At 54.7% G+C, this 19,685-nt stretch carries 20 protein-coding genes; 9 read left to right on the plus strand and 11 right to left on the minus strand.

Translation table 11 applies throughout. The features are described 5' to 3' along the window. Positions 1-99: 99 nt before the first annotated feature. From H1D41_RS03675 to H1D41_RS03720, 10 genes are all read right to left on the minus strand, one after another. Positions 100-879, minus strand: coding sequence for a succinate dehydrogenase iron-sulfur subunit (locus H1D41_RS03675; RefSeq protein ID WP_107495452.1), 780 nt, complete (start codon positions 877-879; stop codon positions 100-102). A 10-nt stretch (positions 880-889) separates the two neighbouring features. Then, a complete protein-coding gene (locus H1D41_RS03680) occupies positions 890-1,210 on the minus strand; it encodes a succinate dehydrogenase (protein WP_157946796.1) in 321 nt (106 codons plus the stop codon). Positions 1,211-1,218: 8 nt separating this feature from the next. Next, entirely contained in the window at positions 1,219-3,024 is a 1,806-nt protein-coding gene (gene sdhA / locus H1D41_RS03685; RefSeq protein WP_107495450.1) for a succinate dehydrogenase flavoprotein subunit, read from the minus strand. A gap of 25 nt (positions 3,025-3,049) precedes the next feature. Further along, positions 3,050-3,421, minus strand: a complete 372-nt coding sequence (gene sdhD / locus H1D41_RS03690) for a succinate dehydrogenase, hydrophobic membrane anchor protein (protein ID WP_228847638.1) — start codon at positions 3,419-3,421, stop codon at positions 3,050-3,052. Positions 3,422-3,434: 13 nt separating this feature from the next. Continuing rightward, entirely contained in the window at positions 3,435-3,818 is a 384-nt protein-coding gene (sdhC, locus tag H1D41_RS03695) for a succinate dehydrogenase, cytochrome b556 subunit (protein ID WP_228847639.1), read from the minus strand. Positions 3,819-4,072: 254 nt separating this feature from the next. Continuing rightward, positions 4,073-5,230 carry a M48 family metallopeptidase gene (locus H1D41_RS03700; RefSeq protein ID WP_228847640.1) on the minus strand — a complete coding sequence of 386 codons (1,158 nt, stop codon included), beginning with the start codon at positions 5,228-5,230 and terminating at the stop codon, positions 4,073-4,075. Between the two features lie 33 nt (positions 5,231-5,263). Beyond that, positions 5,264-6,289 (minus strand): MaoC family dehydratase, encoded by a 1,026-nt coding sequence (locus H1D41_RS03705; protein ID WP_228847641.1) that lies wholly within the window; start codon positions 6,287-6,289, stop codon positions 5,264-5,266. Further along, positions 6,289-6,492, minus strand: a complete 204-nt coding sequence (locus H1D41_RS03710) for a DUF1737 domain-containing protein (RefSeq protein ID WP_107495445.1) — start codon at positions 6,490-6,492, stop codon at positions 6,289-6,291. Before H1D41_RS03710 ends, H1D41_RS03705 begins: the two co-directional genes overlap by 1 nt. A 4-nt stretch (positions 6,493-6,496) precedes the next feature. Continuing rightward, positions 6,497-7,045: an NnrU family protein gene (locus H1D41_RS03715; RefSeq protein ID WP_228847642.1), complete on the minus strand. Its 549-nt coding sequence runs from the start codon at positions 7,043-7,045 to the stop codon at positions 6,497-6,499. 42 nt (positions 7,046-7,087) lie between these two features. Then, complete coding sequence (locus tag H1D41_RS03720; RefSeq protein WP_228847643.1) at positions 7,088-7,936, minus strand: HpcH/HpaI aldolase/citrate lyase family protein; 849 nt, start codon at positions 7,934-7,936, stop codon at positions 7,088-7,090. A gap of 293 nt (positions 7,937-8,229) precedes the next feature. Between H1D41_RS03720 and H1D41_RS03725 the strand changes: the two genes are divergently transcribed. After that, a complete protein-coding gene (locus tag H1D41_RS03725; protein ID WP_228847644.1) occupies positions 8,230-8,562 on the plus strand; it encodes a hypothetical protein in 333 nt (110 codons plus the stop codon). Here H1D41_RS03725 and H1D41_RS03730 read toward each other — a convergent pair. Continuing rightward, positions 8,559-9,317, minus strand: a complete 759-nt coding sequence (locus tag H1D41_RS03730; RefSeq protein ID WP_228847645.1) for a sulfite exporter TauE/SafE family protein — start codon at positions 9,315-9,317, stop codon at positions 8,559-8,561. The genes H1D41_RS03725 and H1D41_RS03730 overlap by 4 nt on opposite strands. Positions 9,318-9,481: 164 nt before the next feature. Here H1D41_RS03730 and mdh point away from each other — a divergent pair, with 164 nt between their 5' ends. The 8 genes from mdh (at position 9,482) to H1D41_RS03770 (ending at position 19,683) form a co-directional block, all read left to right on the plus strand. Further along, positions 9,482-10,444, plus strand: a complete 963-nt coding sequence (mdh, locus tag H1D41_RS03735; protein WP_228847646.1) for a malate dehydrogenase — start codon at positions 9,482-9,484, stop codon at positions 10,442-10,444. 21 nt (positions 10,445-10,465) lie between these two features. Beyond that, on the plus strand, positions 10,466-11,212 hold the full coding sequence (locus H1D41_RS03740; protein WP_228847647.1) for a glycosyltransferase family A protein: 747 nt from the start codon (positions 10,466-10,468) through the stop codon (positions 11,210-11,212). A gap of 122 nt (positions 11,213-11,334) precedes the next feature. Beyond that, a complete protein-coding gene (locus H1D41_RS03745) occupies positions 11,335-12,702 on the plus strand; it encodes a hypothetical protein (protein ID WP_228847648.1) in 1,368 nt (455 codons plus the stop codon). Positions 12,703-12,964: 262 nt separating this feature from the next. Then, positions 12,965-14,158 carry an ADP-forming succinate--CoA ligase subunit beta gene (gene sucC, locus H1D41_RS03750; protein ID WP_228847649.1) on the plus strand — a complete coding sequence of 398 codons (1,194 nt, stop codon included), beginning with the start codon at positions 12,965-12,967 and terminating at the stop codon, positions 14,156-14,158. A 373-nt stretch (positions 14,159-14,531) separates the two neighbouring features. Further along, complete coding sequence (sucD, locus tag H1D41_RS03755; protein WP_107495436.1) at positions 14,532-15,413, plus strand: succinate--CoA ligase subunit alpha; 882 nt, start codon at positions 14,532-14,534, stop codon at positions 15,411-15,413. A 135-nt stretch (positions 15,414-15,548) separates the two neighbouring features. Then, complete coding sequence (locus tag H1D41_RS03760; protein ID WP_228847650.1) at positions 15,549-16,154, plus strand: DUF805 domain-containing protein; 606 nt, start codon at positions 15,549-15,551, stop codon at positions 16,152-16,154. Then, positions 16,151-16,726, plus strand: coding sequence for a DUF805 domain-containing protein (locus H1D41_RS03765; RefSeq protein ID WP_228847651.1), 576 nt, complete (start codon positions 16,151-16,153; stop codon positions 16,724-16,726). Before H1D41_RS03760 ends, H1D41_RS03765 begins: the two co-directional genes overlap by 4 nt. Next, positions 16,723-19,683 carry a 2-oxoglutarate dehydrogenase E1 component gene (locus tag H1D41_RS03770; protein ID WP_228847652.1) on the plus strand — a complete coding sequence of 987 codons (2,961 nt, stop codon included), beginning with the start codon at positions 16,723-16,725 and terminating at the stop codon, positions 19,681-19,683. The genes H1D41_RS03765 and H1D41_RS03770 overlap by 4 nt, the downstream gene beginning before the upstream one ends. Positions 19,684-19,685 lie beyond the last annotated feature (2 nt).

Raw genomic sequence — 19,685 nt, forward strand, 5'->3', positions numbered from 1 at the left:
CACTCATTACACGCCTCTATCCTGGTTATTTCAGACAACAGAGCAACAAAAAACGCCCGCGGCAAAGGCGGGCGTTCTGATTTTCAGTGTTCTGCTGGCTCAGGCTGCGCGTTCAACAAGCAGTTGCTTGATCTCAGCGATTGCCTTGGCCGGGTTCAGGCCTTTCGGGCAGGTCTTGGCGCAGTTCATGATGGTGTGGCAGCGATACAGTTTGAACGGATCGTCCAGCTCGTCCAGACGCTCGCCGGTTGCTTCATCACGTGAATCAATGATCCAGCGATACGCATGCAGCAGTGCTGCTGGGCCGAGGTATTTGTCGCCATTCCACCAATAGCTTGGGCAGGAGGTGGAACAAGACGCACACATCACACATTCATACAGACCATCAAGTTTCTTACGGTCTGCAATAGACTGCTTCCACTCTTTCGCAGGGCGGTTCGTCTTGGTTTCAAGCCATGGCATGATGGAGGCGTGCTGCGCATAGAAATGCGTCAGATCCGGGATCAGGTCGCGCACCACCGGCATATGCGGCAGCGGGTAGATTTTTACGTCACCCTTGATTTCATCCATGCCATAGATACAGGCCAGCGTATTGATGCCGTCGATGTTCATCGCACAGGATCCACAGATGCCTTCGCGGCAGGACCGGCGGAAGGCCAGTGTCGGGTCGATATCGGTTTTGATCTTGATCAGCGCATCAAGAACCATCGGCCCACAAGTGTCGAGATCCACAAAATAGGTGTCGACCTGCGGGTTCTTGCCGTCTTCTTCATTCCAGCGATAGATCTGGAATTTACGGACGTTGGTTGCGCCTTCCGGCTTGGGCCAGGTTTTGCCTGTCACCATGCGGGAGTTCTTGGGGAGTCTGAATTCTGCCATCAGTCTTCTCCTATAGCTGAATGCCGCTGAGACTTTCCCGGGCGATGCATTTCACAGCATCCGGGCGCGCGGCGATGTTAACCACGGTCTCAACGGTTGAATCATTAATGCCCGTGACAGCTGCACCGGCAAGTGTGAATATTTCATTGCTGCTGGCCTGGTTGATAATGCAGGCGGCAACAGGTTCGACGTTCACGCCGGGGAATTTATCCTCGGACACGGACACCACGGTGCGCAGGGCTGCTGCGCGTGTGGTGTTGTCGACCTGTTCCTGCAAGGTGCAACCCGCAGCGGCAAATGCCACCGCAGCCAGTGCAATATATGAAGCCATACAGCGCATCAGAAAGTCCGCGCCTTTGGTGCGATTTTCTTCAGCTCGATGCCGCCTTCTGCTTCTGTGGTCAGCGGATCAGTTACAACCGGACGATGGGACAGTTCAACTTTGTTGCCTTCCACACGGCTGATGGTGTGCACGCGCCAGTTTTCATCATCCCGTGTCGGGTGATCTTCATGGGCGTGTGCGCCACGGCTTTCTTTACGGGCCTCAGCACCAACAATCGTCGCCAGAGCATTTGGCATCAGGTTGGTCAGTTCCAGCGTTTCCATCAGATCTGTGTTCCAGATCATGGTGCGGTCAGAGACAGCCAGATCGTCCAGCTTGGCTGCAACGCCAGTCATCTTCTCAACGCCTTCAGACAGGGTGCTGGCTTCACGGAAGACAGCCGCATCCGCCTGCATGGTTTTCTGCATCTCAAGGCGCAGTTCCGCAGTTGGTGTGCCGCCTTTGGCGTGACGCAGACCGTCGAAACGATCCAGGGCTTTGTCGACAGACGCCTGGTTCAGAACCGGGTTTGGCGCATCCGCATCCACAACTTTACCAGCACGGATCGCAGCCGCACGACCAAAGACCACGAGGTCAATCAGCGAGTTAGAGCCAAGACGGTTCGCACCATGCACAGAAGCACAGCCCGCTTCGCCCACGGCCATCAGGCCAGGCACAACAGCATTTGGATCTTCTGCAGTCGGGTTCAGGGCTTCGCCATAATAGTTAGTCGGAATACCGCCCATGTTGTAGTGCACTGTCGGCAGAACCGGGATCGGTTCTTTGGTCAGGTCAACACCGGCAAAGATCCGTGCGCTTTCAGAAATACCCGGCAGACGTTCGGCCAGGGTTTCTGGTGGCAGGTGGTTCAGGTGCAGATGGATGTGATCGCCTTCTTTACCAACACCACGGCCTTCGCGGATTTCCATGGTCATACAACGGGACACATAATCGCGTGGGGCCAGGTCTTTATACTGGGGTGCGTAACGTTCCATGAAACGTTCACCCTCAGAGTTGGTCAGATAGCCACCTTCACCGCGCGCACCTTCTGTGATCAGACAGCCAGACCCATAGATGCCGGTTGGGTGGAACTGCACGAATTCCATATCCTGCAAAGGCAGACCCGCACGGGCCACCATGCCGCCACCGTCACCCGTACAGGTATGGGCAGAGGTTGCAGAGAAATAAGCACGGCCATAGCCGCCGGTCGCCAGAACAACCATCTTGGCGTTAAACACGTGGATCGTGCCGTCATCGAGTTTCCAGCAGACAACACCCTGACACTGACCGTCTTCCGACATGATCAGATCAATGGCGAAATATTCGATGTAGAATTCAGCGTTATGTTTCAGGGACTGACCATAAAGCGTGTGCAGGATCGCGTGACCAGTCCGGTCGGCTGCGGCACAGGTCCGTTGTACGGGCGGGCCGTCACCGAATTCAGTGGTGTGGCCACCAAACGGACGCTGATAGATCTTGCCTTCTTCGGTACGTGAGAACGGCACACCGTAATGTTCCAGTTCATACACCGCTTTCGGCGCTTCACGGGCGAGATATTCCATCGCATCTGTGTCACCCAGCCAGTCAGACCCTTTTACAGTGTCAAACATGTGCCACTGCCAGTGGTCCGGGCCCATGTTGGACAAAGACGCGGCAATGCCGCCCTGCGCCGCAACCGTATGGGAACGGGTTGGGAAAACTTTGGAAATACAGGCGGTCTTCAGACCCTGTTCTGCCATGCCAAGGGTTGCGCGCAGACCTGCGCCACCGGCACCGACAACCACGACGTCGAATTCGTGGGTTTCATATTCATATGCTGCCATTGTTCTAATTCCTTACAGCCATCAATCAGAGGGCGATACGTGCGAGAGCGAAGAGAGCAACGGCAATGAGGCCATAGCTCAGGCAGGCGGCGCCCGCGATCAGATAGGTCCGGGTGTGACCATGCACATAGTCTTCCAGCATGATCTGAACGCCGTGGCGAAAGTGGATCATGCCAACGGTGATGGTCAGGCCAGTGATGATAGCGTTGAACGGTTTGGCAAAATGCGCAATCGCATCGTCATAACCAAGGCCAATTGCGGACCCAAAGACATAGACAAACAGCGGAACCAGCAGGATCAGCGCGGTGGATCCAATCATCATCTGCCAGTGGTGTGCCGTGCCGGATTTGGAAGACCCAAGGCCGTTGGCGCGTTTACGGTCAGTCAGAAAAGACATGCTTTGCGCTCCCTTATATAATCAGCAGGGCAAGGATCGTCAGAACGAACGACCCTGCAACAACAACGATGGCCAGGGTCTTGGCTTTGTCCAGCTCAAACCCGCGACCTGAATCCCACCAGAGGTGACGCAGACCCGCCATATAGTGATAGGAAAGCGCCCAGAGAGATCCCAGCATCACAAGCTTGCCAAACCAGGAGGTCATGACCGCATTCGCGCATTCAAAGTATTCCGGACCAGATGCCAGGGCAATCAGCCACCAGACGGTCAGCAGCGTGCCAACGATCAAAGCATTGCCAGTGATACGGGTTAAAATAGAAGTCACAGAAGTGAACTGTGGACGGTAAATCGTCAGATGCGGCGATAGCGGCCGGTTACCCCGGTTTACGTCAGCCATGTGGGTGCCCCCTTGCGGTTGGTCTGCCTTATGTTGGCCCTGCAGGCCTGCCGGCAGGACATGTCGGAATCAGACGGGAAAATGCCGCCTGCGCCGGATTTCACCCATCAATACTCAATATTTCCCGAATGTCACACCTTTCGATGTTGTTTTTTGCAACTTTCGCAGCGGTATTGCCCCTGATCGCGGTATTTTTACCATTTTGTGATCACATGATTATTTTTCGTGATCACAAATATGAGCAACTGATACCGCTAACCGTAGCGCACACCCATTTCCTGCTCACTTTCTATTTGAGAAGCCAATTTTTGATAGCTGCGCAAACGTACCTGTGAAAGCTCATCATCAATTTTCTCATAGCTGACAGAAGGCAATTCACCAGCATAAGCGTACAACGCTGAAATAAACCTTAATCTGAAAACCGTTGGGGGATGCGTAGTATCGACCGATGACTCTTCTTCCTGCATTTCTGCCATCAGTGCCGCAGCCTTCACAGGATCAGGACTAATCAGGGGGGCAGGCAAAGCTTCTGCCAATCGGACGGCCTTCGCCCTGAACAGAAAATTGCGTTCCTGCAAACTGAGAGGGGCCAAAACAATTTTGCTCAACAGACTACGTGCCGCTGACACGCCCGCAACACGGACTGAAATTGCATCGGCAAAATACTCAGCCCTCTGTGACTGCACATACAAAAGCCCCAACAGCAGTCGGTATACAGCTGACACCGGCAATCTCAACATCCAGAGGATCAATTCCGACAACTGCATCCCCAGACCACCATAAGCCCGAGATCCATCAAAATTATAGCCTACATCCGGAGTCAGCAGCATATGCCACGCCGCCAGGGAATCAAGCGCAGCACCGAACAAACGCCCACGTGCTGGGTTGTTGTTGGCAAGATGTGCCAATTCATGCGCCAGCAATGCGGTTCTCTCTTTCGCAGTGCATCCATCCCAGAGAATGAAACCAATCGTAAGCTGTCCCCGCCTTCCAATAGTCAGCATTGATGCATTAATCTCACCATCGAAAACGATAAGGTCGGGAGCCTCACATCCAACAGCATCTGCGATTTCCTTCAGTCTTGATGCAAGGAGTGGAAAGTTCGAAATGGGTTGAGCGTCATTGGCAAAAGATGGTCGTCTTGGAGCCATCACTCGGGCAGCCATCAGAAAAAACGCTGCCGGAAACAACATGCCCCACTCATAATATGCAGCGATAAGAGAAGCCAGCCCGGCACAGAAACACACCAAAGGAACAGACAAAATTAGAATTGATAGCACTTTGGCAGGCAGAAAATACATCTCTCCCCGCCTCAAAGTCCCCGCGTTTTGATCTTTCAGAGCCTGTTCAAACAGGCGTTCAGCTTTGGCGCGGTTTAGCCGCTGACGAACACGATCTGCATATGTGAACACGATTGCCTGCTCTCTAAAAACATTTTTTCAGCATCACAGAGGCATCAGCGCCCAGTAGTCAAGATCCAGAAGAACCTCTGGCAGGTATTTCCCGTCTTCACCGCGCAGATCACCCGCCTGCCCTTTGGTGGCAACCAGGCGCAGGCGGATGGCGCCGACGCCGGGGGCTGATGTTTCGGCTTTGTCCAGAACCTCGGTCCAGGCGCGGATTGTGTCACCTGAGAAACAGGGGTTCGCATGTGCGCCACCGTTCAGGGCAACGATCATTTGTGCGTTGGCTAGGCCGTTGAAAGACAGGGCACGGGCCATAGAGATCACGTGACCACCATAGATCAGGCGCTTGCCGTCGGCACGGTTGGTGGCGTCGAAATGCACTTTGGCGGTGTTCTGCCACAGTCGCGTCGCCATCATGTGTTCGGCCTCTTCCACGGTGACACCATCGACGTGATCAATCACCTCACCGACTTCATATTCACCCCAGCGGTGGGCCTCACCTGCAAGAGTGAAATCGTAATTGGTGAAATCAAGGCCAGCCGGGACCACCAGATCATCGGCGGATACGGTTTTGGCCAGTTCCGGGATCACGGTCTCGGGCGCATCTGCATCCAGGTTGCCCTTACGCACCATGACCCAGCGCACGTAATCCATCACCAGCTCATCGCGCTGGTTCAGACCACGGGTGCGCACCCAGACCACGCCGCTTTTACCATTGGAGTTCTGCTTCAGGCCAATGACTTCACTTTCAGAACGCAGCGTGTCCTCTGGATAGACCGGCAGATGCCAGCGCCCTTCGGCATAGCCAAGGTTTGCCACCGCATTCAGGGAAATATCCGGCACGGTTTTGCCAAACACAGTGTGGAAGGCAATCAGTTCATCCAGAGGTGCGGCAGGCAGGCCAGACACACGGGCAAATTCATCGGAAGACGTCAGCGCAAACCGTGTCGGATACAGCGACGTATAAGCGGCACGTTCGCCGCCAGACAGGGTGCGCGGCACAGCGTGGGGAATGACTTCGCCCAGTTTGTAATCCTCAAAAAATCGGCCCGTGTTGGTTTTCATTACTGTGCTCCCAGTTTCATGTCGGGGTGATAGTCTGCGTCGACCTCTTTCGTGACGGCCTGCCCACAGCGCATGACGCCATTGGCCGCATCAAACGCATAGGTCGGATCGCCGTAAAGTTCCCAGCCTTTGGATATGGCTTCGGATACTTTGTGGCAGAAGGCGGCTGTGTCTTCTTCAGTCAATAAACGGTATAGTTTCATCAGGTTACCCTCCGAATGGTGTTGGGCCGAGATAGCTGTGGATCGTGCCAATCACGCCCATCAGGATGACGGAAGCCACAAAGAACATTGCATCCATCGCCAGTTTGCCACGGGGACGTGGGGACCAGCCGCGATCTGCGCGATTGATCACGATCACTTCCACTACAGCCCAGGCCAGCAGGCCCCCGAACAGCACAATAGATGCCGGATCCGGGTTCACCATCAGATGCGCAAGCGCCCAAAGCTTGAAACCAATCAACATTGGATGACGCACACCATTCAGCAGCACACCACGTTTGGCAGCCGGGCTCATCAGATAGATCGCGATCAGCACCATGAGGTTGTTCAGGTGGCGCAGCCCTGTGGGCACGATGAACAGGTCAAAACTGTCCCAGGTGCGATAGCCGATGACCATCAAAACCACGGACCAAAAGATCGCGATCGCGATGATACTCTTGCTTCTGGCCCCCAAATTGGTGTGCGCATCAGGCGCAAGGCGTTTCAAAAGATGGGCGCCCGACCAAAGGGCAAGACCGGCGAGAAGAAGGATCATGGCGAAGTCTCCGAGATGTAAGTTTGCGCTACACCTACAGCATCACGCCATTTCGGCAATGGCTTCGACCTGGGCAAGGATACGTTTCGCAGTCACAATATGGAGATTTTCGACGATCTTGCCATCGACCACAGCCACACCCTCACCGGCGGCTTCGGCTGCGTTGAAAGCTTCGATCTGACGGCGGGCCAGATCTGCTTCGGCCTCAGACGGTGCGAAACATTCATTCGCCACATCCAATTGCGCCGGGTGGATCAGGGTTTTGCCATCAAAGCCCATGTCACGCCCCTGTTCGCATTCTGCGCGCAGACCGTCTTCGTCCTTAAACGCGTTATACACGCCGTCAATCGCGGCAATCCCTTCAGCACGTGCCGCCAGCAAACACAGGCCAAGCCCTGCCATCATCGGCAAGCGATCCGCGCGGAAACGTGTGTTCAGTTCTTTCGCAAGGTCATTGGTGCCCATAACAAAACCCTGCATCTTTGGATGTGCGGCGATGTCCGCTGCATTCATCATCCCACGCGGGGTTTCCATCATCGCCCAGATCGGCATGTCACCGGTGATCGCCGCCAGTGCATCCAGCTGCGCAACGCTTTCGACCTTTGGCAAAAGCACCGCGTCGGCATCCATGGAGGCAACAGCGGCGGCATCCTCTTTGCCCCAGGCACTATCAAAACCATTGATGCGCACGATCTTCATACGCTTGCCGTAAACGCCGGTTTTCAGGGTTTCACCCAACAAAACACGGGCATTTTCTTTCTCGTCCACCGCAACCGCATCTTCCAGATCAAAGATAATCGCGTCGCAGGGCAGACCACGGGCTTTTTCAAGCGCACGTTCTTTAGAGGCCGGGATGTAAAGCACAGAGCGCAGGGGACGTGAGAGGGTCATTTGATTCCGCCTTGTAATAAAGTTGCGCAAAAATCACCCCATTCGCATGATTTAGCAAGTATAAATTTGCTGCAATGCAGAAATTGCATCGAACGACGGCTTAACCACTTCTTTGTGCCTTATCCGGCAAAGTTAACGCATCACAGGATCAGGCGTCCAAAAGGGCGCACAGGCATTCCGGGGCAACGAACTTCGGCGCGACGTAAGAGATGACGGCAGACAGGGCCGCGCAGGCAAGCCTCTGATCAGATCGAAACGGGTGGCAAAATGCACCCGCTCTGAAAGGAAAACCGATGCAGAAGAATATACTGGCCCCGCTTTTGGCCCTGTCTCTGGCCGTTGGGGCAACACTGATTGCGGTTCAGAATGCACATGCCCAGGGCAGCCGTTGCGCCCCGCGCGAAATGGTTGTGGATCGTCTGGCCGAAGGGTTTGGCGAAAGCCGGCAATCCGTGGCGCTGGGGGCGAATAATGCGGTGGTGGAAACTTTCGCTTCAACCGAAACCGGCACCTGGACGATCACCGTCACGATGCCAAACGGCATGACATGTGTTGTGGCCTCTGGTCAGGCCTGGGAAGCGATCGACGAAGAAGTTGCAGCCGTTGCGCCCGGGGAACAGATTTAAATCAACGCATCCAGCACCAGTTTTCCCCCAGTGATCACCAGGAAAACATAGGTGAGCGCAAAGAATAGCTGTTCCGGCACAATCCGGTGCAGTTTTACCCCCAGCCAGATGCCAATGACGGCAAAAGGCGCAAGATAAAGATCCGCCAGCAGGCTTTGTTTGGTGAAGATACCAAGGCCTGCATAGGGGATGAATTTCATCAGGTTGATCGCCCAGAACACCAGAACTGTGGTCGCCTGAAAACGCAGCTTATCCAGATCACGGGACAGCAGAAAAACTGCGGCGGGCGGACCGCCGGCGTGCGAAATGAAACTGGTGAACCCGGCAATCAGCCCCCAGAAACCACCTGCCCCCTGCCCCATCGGCTGTTTTGCAGGCGGGATCAGGCCCCGGGCGCGGGCCAGCTGAAACCCCACAAAGCCCAACGCAATCAGACCAATCAACAGGCGAAAGAAATCCGGGTTGGCGATTTTATAAAGAAGTGCGGCCAGCAACACGCCAGGCAGCGCGCCAATGATCAAAGCGAAGGCAGATGCCGTATCCCAGCGTCGCCAATAGGGGCGCAGCGCGGTGATGTCCATCAGCATCAACAGCGGCAACATCAGGCCAATCGCAGCCCCGGGTTCCAGAATCAGCGCCAGCAATGGCGTCGCCGCAAAAGCCGCACCAGACCCAAAACCACCCTTGGAAACCCCCGCAAACAACACCGCAGCAATGGCAAAAGCGAAAAAAGTTCCGTCAAATACGTCAGGCATCAGGCGCGTGTTTCCAGCAGGTTTCGACCCTGTCAGCGCTAACGCATCCCGTTGATCACCACAAGTTGCACGATTTGCCGCGTTGCAGCGCCTTGCACGAATGCGACAATCGGATTAGGCATGACGACAGAATTTCACAGATGTCCAATGTATGGAGACTCCCCATGGCTCGTCCTAAAATTGCCCTTATCGGTGCCGGTAACATCGGTGGCACCCTTGCCCACCTCGCAGCTGTTAAAGAACTCGGCGACGTAGTTCTGTTTGATATTGCCGATGGTCTGCCACAGGGTAAGGCGCTGGATATTGCTGAATCCGGCCCGTCCGAAGGTTTTGACGCAGCTATGTCCGGTTCCAGCGATTACGCTGATATCGCAGGCGCAGATGTCTGCATCGTGACCGCAGGTGTTGCACGTAAACCAGGCATGAGCCGTGATGACCTGCTGGGCATCAACCTGAAAGTGATGAAATCCGTTGGCGAAGGCATCGCGAAACACGCACCAGACGCATTCGTGATCTGCATCACCAACCCGCTGGATGCCATGGTTTGGGCCCTGCGCGAATTCTCTGGCCTGCCACACAACAAAGTCTGCGGCATGGCGGGTGTTCTTGACTCTGCACGTTTCCGTCACTTCCTCGCGGAAGAATTCAAAGTATCCATGCGTGACGTAACTGCCTTCGTTCTGGGCGGCCACGGCGACACAATGGTGCCTTCCGTACGTTATTCCACCGTTGCAGGTATCCCTCTGCCGGACCTGATCGAAATGGGCTGGACCACACAGGAAAAAATGGACAGCATCGTTCAGCGCACCCGTGACGGTGGTGCTGAAATCGTTGGCCTGCTGAAAACCGGCTCTGCATTCTACGCGCCTGCAACTTCCGCGATCGAAATGGCCGAAGCTTACCTGAAAGATCAGAAACGCGTTCTGCCATGTGCGGCATACTGTGACGGCGATCTGGGCGTATCTGACATGTATGTTGGTGTTCCAACCGTGATCGGCGCCGGTGGTGTTGAGAAAATCGTCAACATCAAACTGAACGCAGAAGAGCAGGAAATGTTCGACACCTCCGTTGCTGCGGTTAAGGGTCTGGTTGACGCCTGTAAGGCAATCGACAGCTCTCTGGGCTGATCTGAAGCAAGGAGAGGCTGCGTGCTGGAAAATCAAGTAAAAGATGTCACACTGGTCCTGACCAGTTGTAATCGCCCCGATGATCTGGAGAAAACGCTGACCTCAATCGCTTCCTGCGATCTCGGGAATGTAAAACGCATAATCGTGGTCGAGGACTCAGAAAATCAAGAGATCGAAGGCATCGTTTCGCGGTGCCTTCGCGATGTGCCCTATCTGTTCTTACAAAATGAACAGAATATGGGGCAGATCTATTCAGTTGACCGGGCCTACGCTGAAGTCGACACCGACTATATCTATCACTGCGAAGACGATTGGGTTTTCCCCAGCACTCTTTTCATTGCGCGGTCTCGCGTGATCCTTGATAAACATTCAAATATTCATGCTGTTATGGTCCGCGCGCCGGAAGAAACCCCACTGTCACATTACAAACTTTGGGACAAAGTCGAGAGCGGTATCGAATACTGGGAATTCGATCCCAAAGCGCATCGTCGCTACGGCAGTTTTTCGTTCAACCCCGGATTGCGCCGAACCAGCGACTATCTGGCCTGCGCACCTTTTGCCAATATCGGCCCGGAACGGGAAATCTGCCTTCAACACAAACTGTCCGGCTTTCGCCTGGCCCACCTCAAAGACGGTGATGTGCGTCACATTGGTGATGATTCCGCCACCGTTAAAAAAGACGAGATTGCCAGAAAAAAATCGCGTGGCTATCTGCTGCAATCCGCATCTGCCCGCATCCGCTTTCTGCTTTTCCGCCTGTTTGGCTAAAAGTCAGTGCGCCTTTTACAGATGTTTTACTCTGTTCAAGGTCAGGAATTCCTGCCCTGGTAAAATCATGAAAACGCGCTACATCTTTATGGCGCGCTTTTACTTTATGATGAGGATGTTCCATGCGAACCCTTCTTATGTCCGCCGCTGCCTGTTGTTTTGCAATGTCCGCACAGGCTGCACCTTCTGATCTGATCCGTGATGTCGGCCTTGCTGGCGCGATCGAAAGCCTGGAAAGCCAGCCAGAACTGACGCCCGATGATCGTCTGGCACTCAGCGGCATCACTTTCCTGCGGGCGATTGAGAAAGCCTATCAGACCCGCTGGCAGGTGGGTTATGTGACGGATGACCTGCCCCTGCCGCTGTTTTCCAATGAGCTGCCCGTGAACCCGGAACCGGAAATGATCGAGGGTGACACGCTGAACGCCTTGTTCGAGGTCTTCCTTGCGGATATGGCGAAAACCGATGCGCTTTTGGCTGAAATCCCCGAAGGATCCAATGCGGCGTTCGAACTCTCCCTGCCGGATATCTGGTTTGATATCAATATGAACGGCACTCGAGACGCAGAAGAAGACTTTGGCAAAACTGCCCTGCAGAACGTTCTGTCCCGCTGGCAGATCCGGGAATTTGAACGCCAGTTTGAAGACAACCCAGAGCTGCCCAATCCCCTTCAGGCCACCATTCGATTTGATGAAGCAGACGCGCACTGGCTACGCGCCTATACCAATGTGATTTCTGGCGTCAGCGAATTGATCCTGGCCTTCGACCCGCAGCCTGAAATTCAGAAGGCGCTGGATCTGCGCCGGGCAATTTACGATCAGCGCCTCGCTATGGCCGCGCAATTCCCTGGTTTGCAGAAGATTGTCGAATTTTCCTTGTCCATTGAGATCCCTACAGAAGAAGAGATCGCAGAATACCAGAAGCTCTACGAGCAACTCAGTGTTGACGATAGAAATGCCCTGGGCGAGATCCTTGTGGGCGAGCGGAACTGGATGTCAGAAAGCGCCCATTTCGTCGACATGGCAGCGGTTGTCATTGAAACCTTGCGCCACCAGCCGGATCAAGCCCGGGTTGCGAAAGCGCAGCAACACCTTCTGGATATGGTTGACCACAACCGCAATTTCTGGCGGCTGGTAATTGCAGAAACCGACAATGATCGCGAATGGATCCCCAATGGATCGCAACAGGCCGCCCTGGGGATCGAGATGCCCCAGAATATTGATGAAGCCTGGCTGGCCGTCCTGACGGATATGGAAAAAATGCTGAAGGGCGAACTTCTGGTCCCCTTCTGGCGGTACGCCCCTGGCCACGGCATTGATATTAACGCCTGGGTTCAAAACCCCGCCCCCCTGAATGTTATCGGCTGGGCCCAGGGCACGGCCACACTGCCTTACGCCCGTCAGGGCGAAGTCATGACCGGCGACAACTGGATCCGCTTTGAACGCATGGTACAACGACAAAGCGGGCTGTTCGTCTTTATGCTGAACTGATAAATTACGCGCGGTGGCAGAAGTCACCGCGCGGGTCTCCCGGAAAACACGAAGGGTCGCTTTCGGATCTTTCCGCCAGACGTCTGCCATACGAATCCCATCAGAGTTACGATCCTGCAATTTTGTGATCACAGCCACAAAACCTGTGATCACAAATGCAACAAATATCCGCCGATCACGCATTTGTGGAATAAAAACGATTTATTTACAGGATCAGGTCGTATTGACTGCCAGAAACCGCAGCAACAAACCGGAAGATGACATGAACATTCATGAATACCAGGCCAAGGCGCTTTTGCGTTCTTACGGCGCACCCGTTTCTGAGGGCCGCCCGGTCACCAAAGCTGAAGACGCAAAAAACGCCGCTGGCGAACTTGATGGCCCGCTTTGGGTTGTTAAGGCGCAGATCCACGCAGGTGGACGCGGCAAAGGCACATTCAAAGAAGCTGACGCAGGCGAAAAAGGCGGCGTACGTCTTTGCAAATCCGTCGAAGAAGCCGCTGAAGAAGCTAAGAAAATGCTGGGCCGCACTTTGGTCACGCACCAAACTGGACCTGCTGGCAAGCAAGTGAACCGCATCTATATCGAAGCAGGTTCTGGCATTGAAACCGAACTGTACCTGGCACTTCTCGTGGACCGTCAGACATCCCGCGTGTCTTTCGTGTGTTCCACCGAAGGCGGCATGGACATCGAAGAAGTTGCAGCAGAAACACCTGAAAAGATCCTGTCTTTCTCTGTTGATCCGGCAACCGGTTACCAGGCGTTCCACGGCCGTCGCATCGCGTTTTCCCTGGGCCTCAAGGGCGCGCAGGTCAAGCAATGCGTTAAGCTGATGGGCCAATTGTACACAGCATTTATCGAAAAAGACATGGAAATGCTGGAAATCAACCCGCTGATCGTGTCCGATTCCGGTGATCTGAAAGTGCTTGACGCGAAAGTCAGCTTCGACGGCAACGCCATCTATCGTCACCCTGACGTGGCTGAACTGCGCGACATGACCGAAGAAGACCCGAAGGAACTCGAGGCTTCTAAATACGACCTGAACTACATCACCCTTGACGGTGAAATCGGCTGCATGGTGAACGGTGCGGGTCTGGCGATGGCGACCATGGACATCATCAAGCTGTACGGTGCTGAACCTGCGAACTTCCTTGATGTTGGCGGCGGCGCCACCAAAGAGAAAGTGACCGAAGCGTTCAAAATCATCACCTCTGATCCAAACGTCAAAGGCATCCTCGTGAACATCTTCGGTGGCATCATGCGCTGTGATGTGATCGCTGAGGGCGTTGTTGCCGCGGTGAAAGAAGTTGGTCTGCAGGTTCCGCTGGTAGTGCGCCTTGAAGGTACCAATGTGGAAGCCGGCAAAGACATCATCAACAACTCCGACGTTGATGTGATCGCAGCTGACGACCTGTCCGACGGCGCCGAGAAGATCGTGAAAGCGGTTAAGGGTTAATGGTATTTCTTTTGGTCATATTTATGTTGGCAACTGGGGACATCGTCGCCATGAGAGCATTCGCGAAGTATGGCCGAAAGAAACTGGGATTCATTCTGTGGTCTATATTACGACTGTGTATAGCCGCATTCATTCTGTACCTCTTGAATGAAATGCAAATATTGAACACCGAAGGCCCCGAGAATATTGGCCGTCGAGGTTTAACCGCATTCGACGCGAACATGCGGAATCTAATCTTTGCTACTGGCTTCTTCAGCCTAATCGCAATCATTGAATCCGTATCCAGCCTTATTTTCCTACTGATTTCACCAGCTCAACGAAACACTACGAAGCAGCCTGCTGCTAGCGTATTCCAGCAAACAGGAGACTCCAAATGGCAGTCCTCATCGACGAAAACACCAAAGTGATCTGTCAGGGCCTTACCGGCTCTCAGGGCACATTCCACTCTGAACAAGCCATTGCATATGGCACAAAAATGGTCGGCGGCGTAACCCCGGGCAAAGGCGGCATGTCCCACCTTGGCCTGCCGGTTTTCGACTCCGTGCACGAAGCGAAACACGCGACCGAAGCCAATGCTTCTGTGATCTACGTGCCTCCGCCCTTCGCAGCGGATTCCATCCTGGAAGCGATTGACGCGCAAATGGAACTGATCGTTTGCATCACCGAAGGCATTCCCGTGCTTGACATGATGCGTGTTCAGCGCGCGCTGGAAGGCTCTGCCTCCCGCCTGATCGGGCCAAACTGCCCGGGCGTGATCACCCCTGACGCCTGCAAAATCGGCATTATGCCAGGCCACATCCACAAGCGTGGTTCTGTTGGTGTTGTGTCCCGTTCCGGCACCCTGACATATGAAGCGGTTAAGCAGACATCTGACATTGGTCTTGGCCAGTCTACAGCTGTTGGCATTGGCGGCGACCCTATTAAGGGCACCGAACACATCGACGTGCTTGATATGTTCCTCGATGATGATGAAACCCAATCCATCATCATGATCGGTGAAATCGGTGGTTCCGCAGAAGAAGAAGCCGCTGAATTCCTCGCCGAGCAGAAGAAAAAAGGCCGTTGGAAACCAACCGCTGGCTTTATCGCTGGCCGCACAGCCCCTCCCGGCCGTCGCATGGGCCACGCTGGCGCGATTGTTGCTGGTGGTAAAGGTGGCGCTGAAGACAAGATCGAAGCGATGAAATCCGCTGGTATCGTTGTCGCAGACAGCCCCGCCACCCTTGGCGAAGCTGTGCTGAAAGCGATCGGTTAAAACAATGACAACCTCTCTCCACATATGGTCAGGGCTGGATTGTTCCCAGCGCCCGGCCCAGGGTGGGTGCGTAAGCGCCCTCCCGTGGGGAGGGTCGGACGCTGCCCGGCGCCACCGCCGGGCGGAGGTTCTGCCATGAGCATCACTGCTTCCATATCACGCTGCCTGACCAATGGCCTGTCACTCTCTTCCCGTGCCACACGGGGGGAGTTCTGGTCTTTATGGGCTGTGCATATGGGCGCGCCTGCTTTTGGCTTAGGGATGCTGGCCCTCGCAGAAAGCCCGCTGACAGGCCTGCGGGCCTTCACCCTTGGGCTGATCATTTCCATGATCACCCTGCCTCTGACGTTCACCGCCGCAATCCGTCGTTTCCATGATGCGGGGAAATCCGCAAAATCCGGCGCGATACTGTTTCTGCTCTGCTTCCTGTGCCTGGGTCTTGCCGCCTGGCTGTCCCTGCCTTCTCTGCGTGTTGATGTCCACTTGGCCGCTGTCCACGCTGATATGGCTATGGATGGGGCTGGCCCCCGCGAAAACGCGCTTTACGCCTATCTCAGCCCAGGTGTCGCCCTGGGCACTGCCGCCCACAACATCCTGGGCGCGCTGATTTTCTATGTGGCGATCCTGCCGCTCGTTATGATCGCGGGCTTGTCATTTGCCCTGATCACCCCCACCCTGCTACGCAGATCTGAACCCGGTGAAAACCAATGGGGCGCGCATCCACGGGGAGAAACCCTATGACTATGCTTGAGGCTGCAAAAATCTGTTTCCGCAAAGGATTCACGTTTTCGGGTCGCGCTACCCGCAGTGAATTCTGGAAGTTCATTCTGTTCATTCTGCTCGGAAGCATTGCGCTGATCATCCTGAACTCGGCCATTTTCGGTCCGACGATCACTGTCTCCTACAATGTCGACAGCCTTGGTAATCCAATTGGCGACCCTATCGCCATCAGAAAGCAATACTCTGGCGGCATCTTTGGCACTATCTTCCTTTTAATCTGTGCCCTGCCCTGGATCACCGCCGGCTGGCGCAGAATGCACGATATGGGCAAACCCGGGTATCTGCCTTATCTGCCGCTTCTTGGCTGGTGGCTCATCATGTTTCTGATCCTGCTCGCCCATACCGGCGTATCAGGTTTCTTCTCTGAGTATGCCCAACAGGGTCACGTCCAGGTACCGGTTTCCGGTTATCTTGCCGGGGCAATGATCGTGGCTTTCATCATCGTGCTCATTTTGAACATCCATTGGCTTGCAACGCCATCCGAACCCACAACAAATAAATACGGTCCCAACCCCAGTGAGGTCATCCAATGAACGACCAGTCCCCCAATGACCAGTTTCATGCCACCAGCTTTATGCAGGGGCATAATGCCGAGTATCTGGAGCAAATGTATGCCCGCTACGCCAACGACCCATCGGCCGTTGATGCATCATGGGCTGAATTTTTCCAGTCGCTTGGTGATGGTGCACATGAAGTCACACAAGAGGCAGCAGGCCCGTCCTGGGGCCGTATGGACTGGCCGCCTGTGCCAGCGGATGATGTCACCGCCGCCCTGACGGGTGAATGGCCCGCGGAACCCGAAGCCAAAGGCGCGGGTGACAAGATCAAAGCCAAGGCGCAGGAAAAAGGCGTTGAGGTGTCTGATGAGGCCATCAAACGCGCGGTGCTGGATTCAATCCGCGCCCTGATGCTGATCCGCGCTTACCGGATCCGTGGCCATCTGGCCGCGAACCTTGACCCCCTGAAAATGCGCGACGAAACCATCCGCCCGGAACTTGATCCGGCGACTTATGGTTTCACCGCCCAGGATATGGATCGCCCGATTTTCCTTGATAACGTGCTGGGCCTGCAAATCGCATCCATGCGTCAGATCGTGGACATCGTGAAACGCACCTATTGCGGGACGTTCGCCCTGCAATACATGCACATTTCCAACCCGGAAGAGGCGTCCTGGCTGAAAGAACGTATCGAAGGCTATGGCAAAGAGATCCAGTTCACCAAGGAAGGCCGCAAGGCGATCCTGAACAAAATGGTTGAGGCCGAAGGTTTTGAAAAATTCCTGCATGTGAAATACATGGGCACCAAACGTTTTGGCCTTGATGGCGGCGAAAGCCTGATCCCGGCGATGGAACAAATCATCAAACGCGGTGGTGCTTTGGGTGTTCAGGATATCATCATCGGTATGCCGCACCGCGGGCGTCTGTCTGTTCTCGCGAACGTGATGCAAAAGCCGTACAAAGCGATCTTTAACGAATTCCAGGGCGGCAGCTTTAAGCCCGAGGATGTGGATGGTTCTGGCGATGTGAAATATCACCTTGGCGCGTCATCTGACCGTGATTTCAATGGCAATTCCGTGCACCTGTCCCTGACAGCGAACCCGTCCCACCTCGAAGCCGTAAACCCCGTTGTCATCGGCAAAGTTCGCGCAAAGCAGGACCAACTGAACGACACCGATCGCACCAAAGTCATGCCAATCCTGCTGCATGGCGATGCGGCCTTTGCGGGCCAGGGCGTGATCGCTGAATGTTTCGGCCTGTCCGGTCTTGTGGGTCATAAAACCGGCGGCACCATGCATATCGTTGTGAACAACCAAATCGGGTTCACCACAGCGCCGCATTTCAGCCGGTCCAGCCCCTACCCAACCGACATCGCGATGATGGTCGAAGCACCGATCTTCCACGTCAACGGCGATGATCCTGAGGCAGTGGTGCATGCCGCCCGCGTCGCAACTGAATTCCGTCAGAAATTCCACAAAGACGTTGTGCTGGATATCTTCTGCTACCGTCGTTTTGGCCACAACGAGGGGGATGAACCGATGTTCACCAACCCTCTGATGTATAAGAACATCAAAGGCCATAAGACCACGCTTCAGCTGTACACAGAACGTCTGGTCAAAGACGGCCTGATCCCAGAGGGTGAGATCGAGGATATGAAAGCCTCTTTCCAGGCACACCTGAATGAGGAATTCGAAGCCGGTAAAGTTTATAAGCCAAACAAAGCCGACTGGCTGGATGGCCGCTGGTCCCATCTTGATACCAAAGATGACAACTACCAGCGTGGCACAACAGCGATTAAGGACGACACCTTTAAGGAAGTCGGCGGCGCATTGTCCACCGTGCCTGAAGGCTACCCAACCCATAAAACCGTCACGCGGATGCTGGAAACCAAAGGCAAAGCGCTTGAGGCTGGCAAAGGCATTGACTGGGCCACCGGCGAAGCCCTGGCGTTTGGGTCTCTTCTCACCGAAGGTTACCCTGTGCGTCTGGCCGGTCAGGATGCGACACGCGGGACATTCTCGCACCGTCATTCCGGCATCGTGAACCAGGACACGGAAGAACGTTACTATCCGCTGAACAACATCCGCGAAGGCCAAGCACAGTATGAAGTCATCGACTCTATGCTGTCTGAATATGCGGTCTTGGGCTTTGAATATGGCTATTCCCTTGCCGAACCAAATGCCCTGGTGATGTGGGAAGCCCAGTTCGGCGATTTCGCCAACGGCGCGCAGATCATGTTCGACCAGTTCATCAGTTCCGGTGAAAGCAAATGGCTGCGCATGTCTGGTCTGGTTGTTCTTCTGCCGCATGGCTTTGAAGGCCAGGGCCCGGAACATTCCTCTGCCCGCCTGGAACGTTTCTTGCAAATGTGTGGCGGTGACAACTGGATCGTTGCCAACTGTACGACGCCTGCAAACTACTTCCACATTCTGCGTCGTCAGATGCACCGCGATTACCGCAAGCCGCTGATCCTGATGACACCAAAATCCCTGCTGCGCCACAAGCTGGCCGTGTCTGGGATTGAGGATTTCACAGGCGACAGTTCCTTCCACCGGGTGCTGTGGGATGACGCGCAAAAAGGCAATTCCGACACAAACCTGAAAGCCGATGACAAAATCAAACGCGTGGTGATGTGTTCAGGTAAGGTCTACTTTGACCTGCTGGAAGAACGCGACGCCCGTGGCCTTGATGACGTTTACCTGATGCGTGTGGAACAGTTCTACCCGTTCCCGGCGCAATCCATGGTCCAGGAACTGTCCCGCTTTAAAAACGCGGAAATGGTCTGGTGTCAGGAAGAACCGAAAAACCAGGGTGGCTGGTCCTTTATGGAACCAAACATCGAATGGGTGCTGTCCCGCATCAAAGATCACACATCCGCCCGCGCCACATACGCTGGCCGCGCGGCCTCTGCCTCTCCGGCAACAGGCCTCGCTTCAAAACATAAAGCAGAACAAGCCGCACTCGTTGATGATGCGCTGACGATCAAAGGATAATC

The sequence above is a fragment of the Halocynthiibacter styelae genome (assembly GCF_016123485.1).
GTDB classification, from domain to species: domain Bacteria; phylum Pseudomonadota; class Alphaproteobacteria; order Rhodobacterales; family Rhodobacteraceae; genus Halocynthiibacter; species Halocynthiibacter styelae.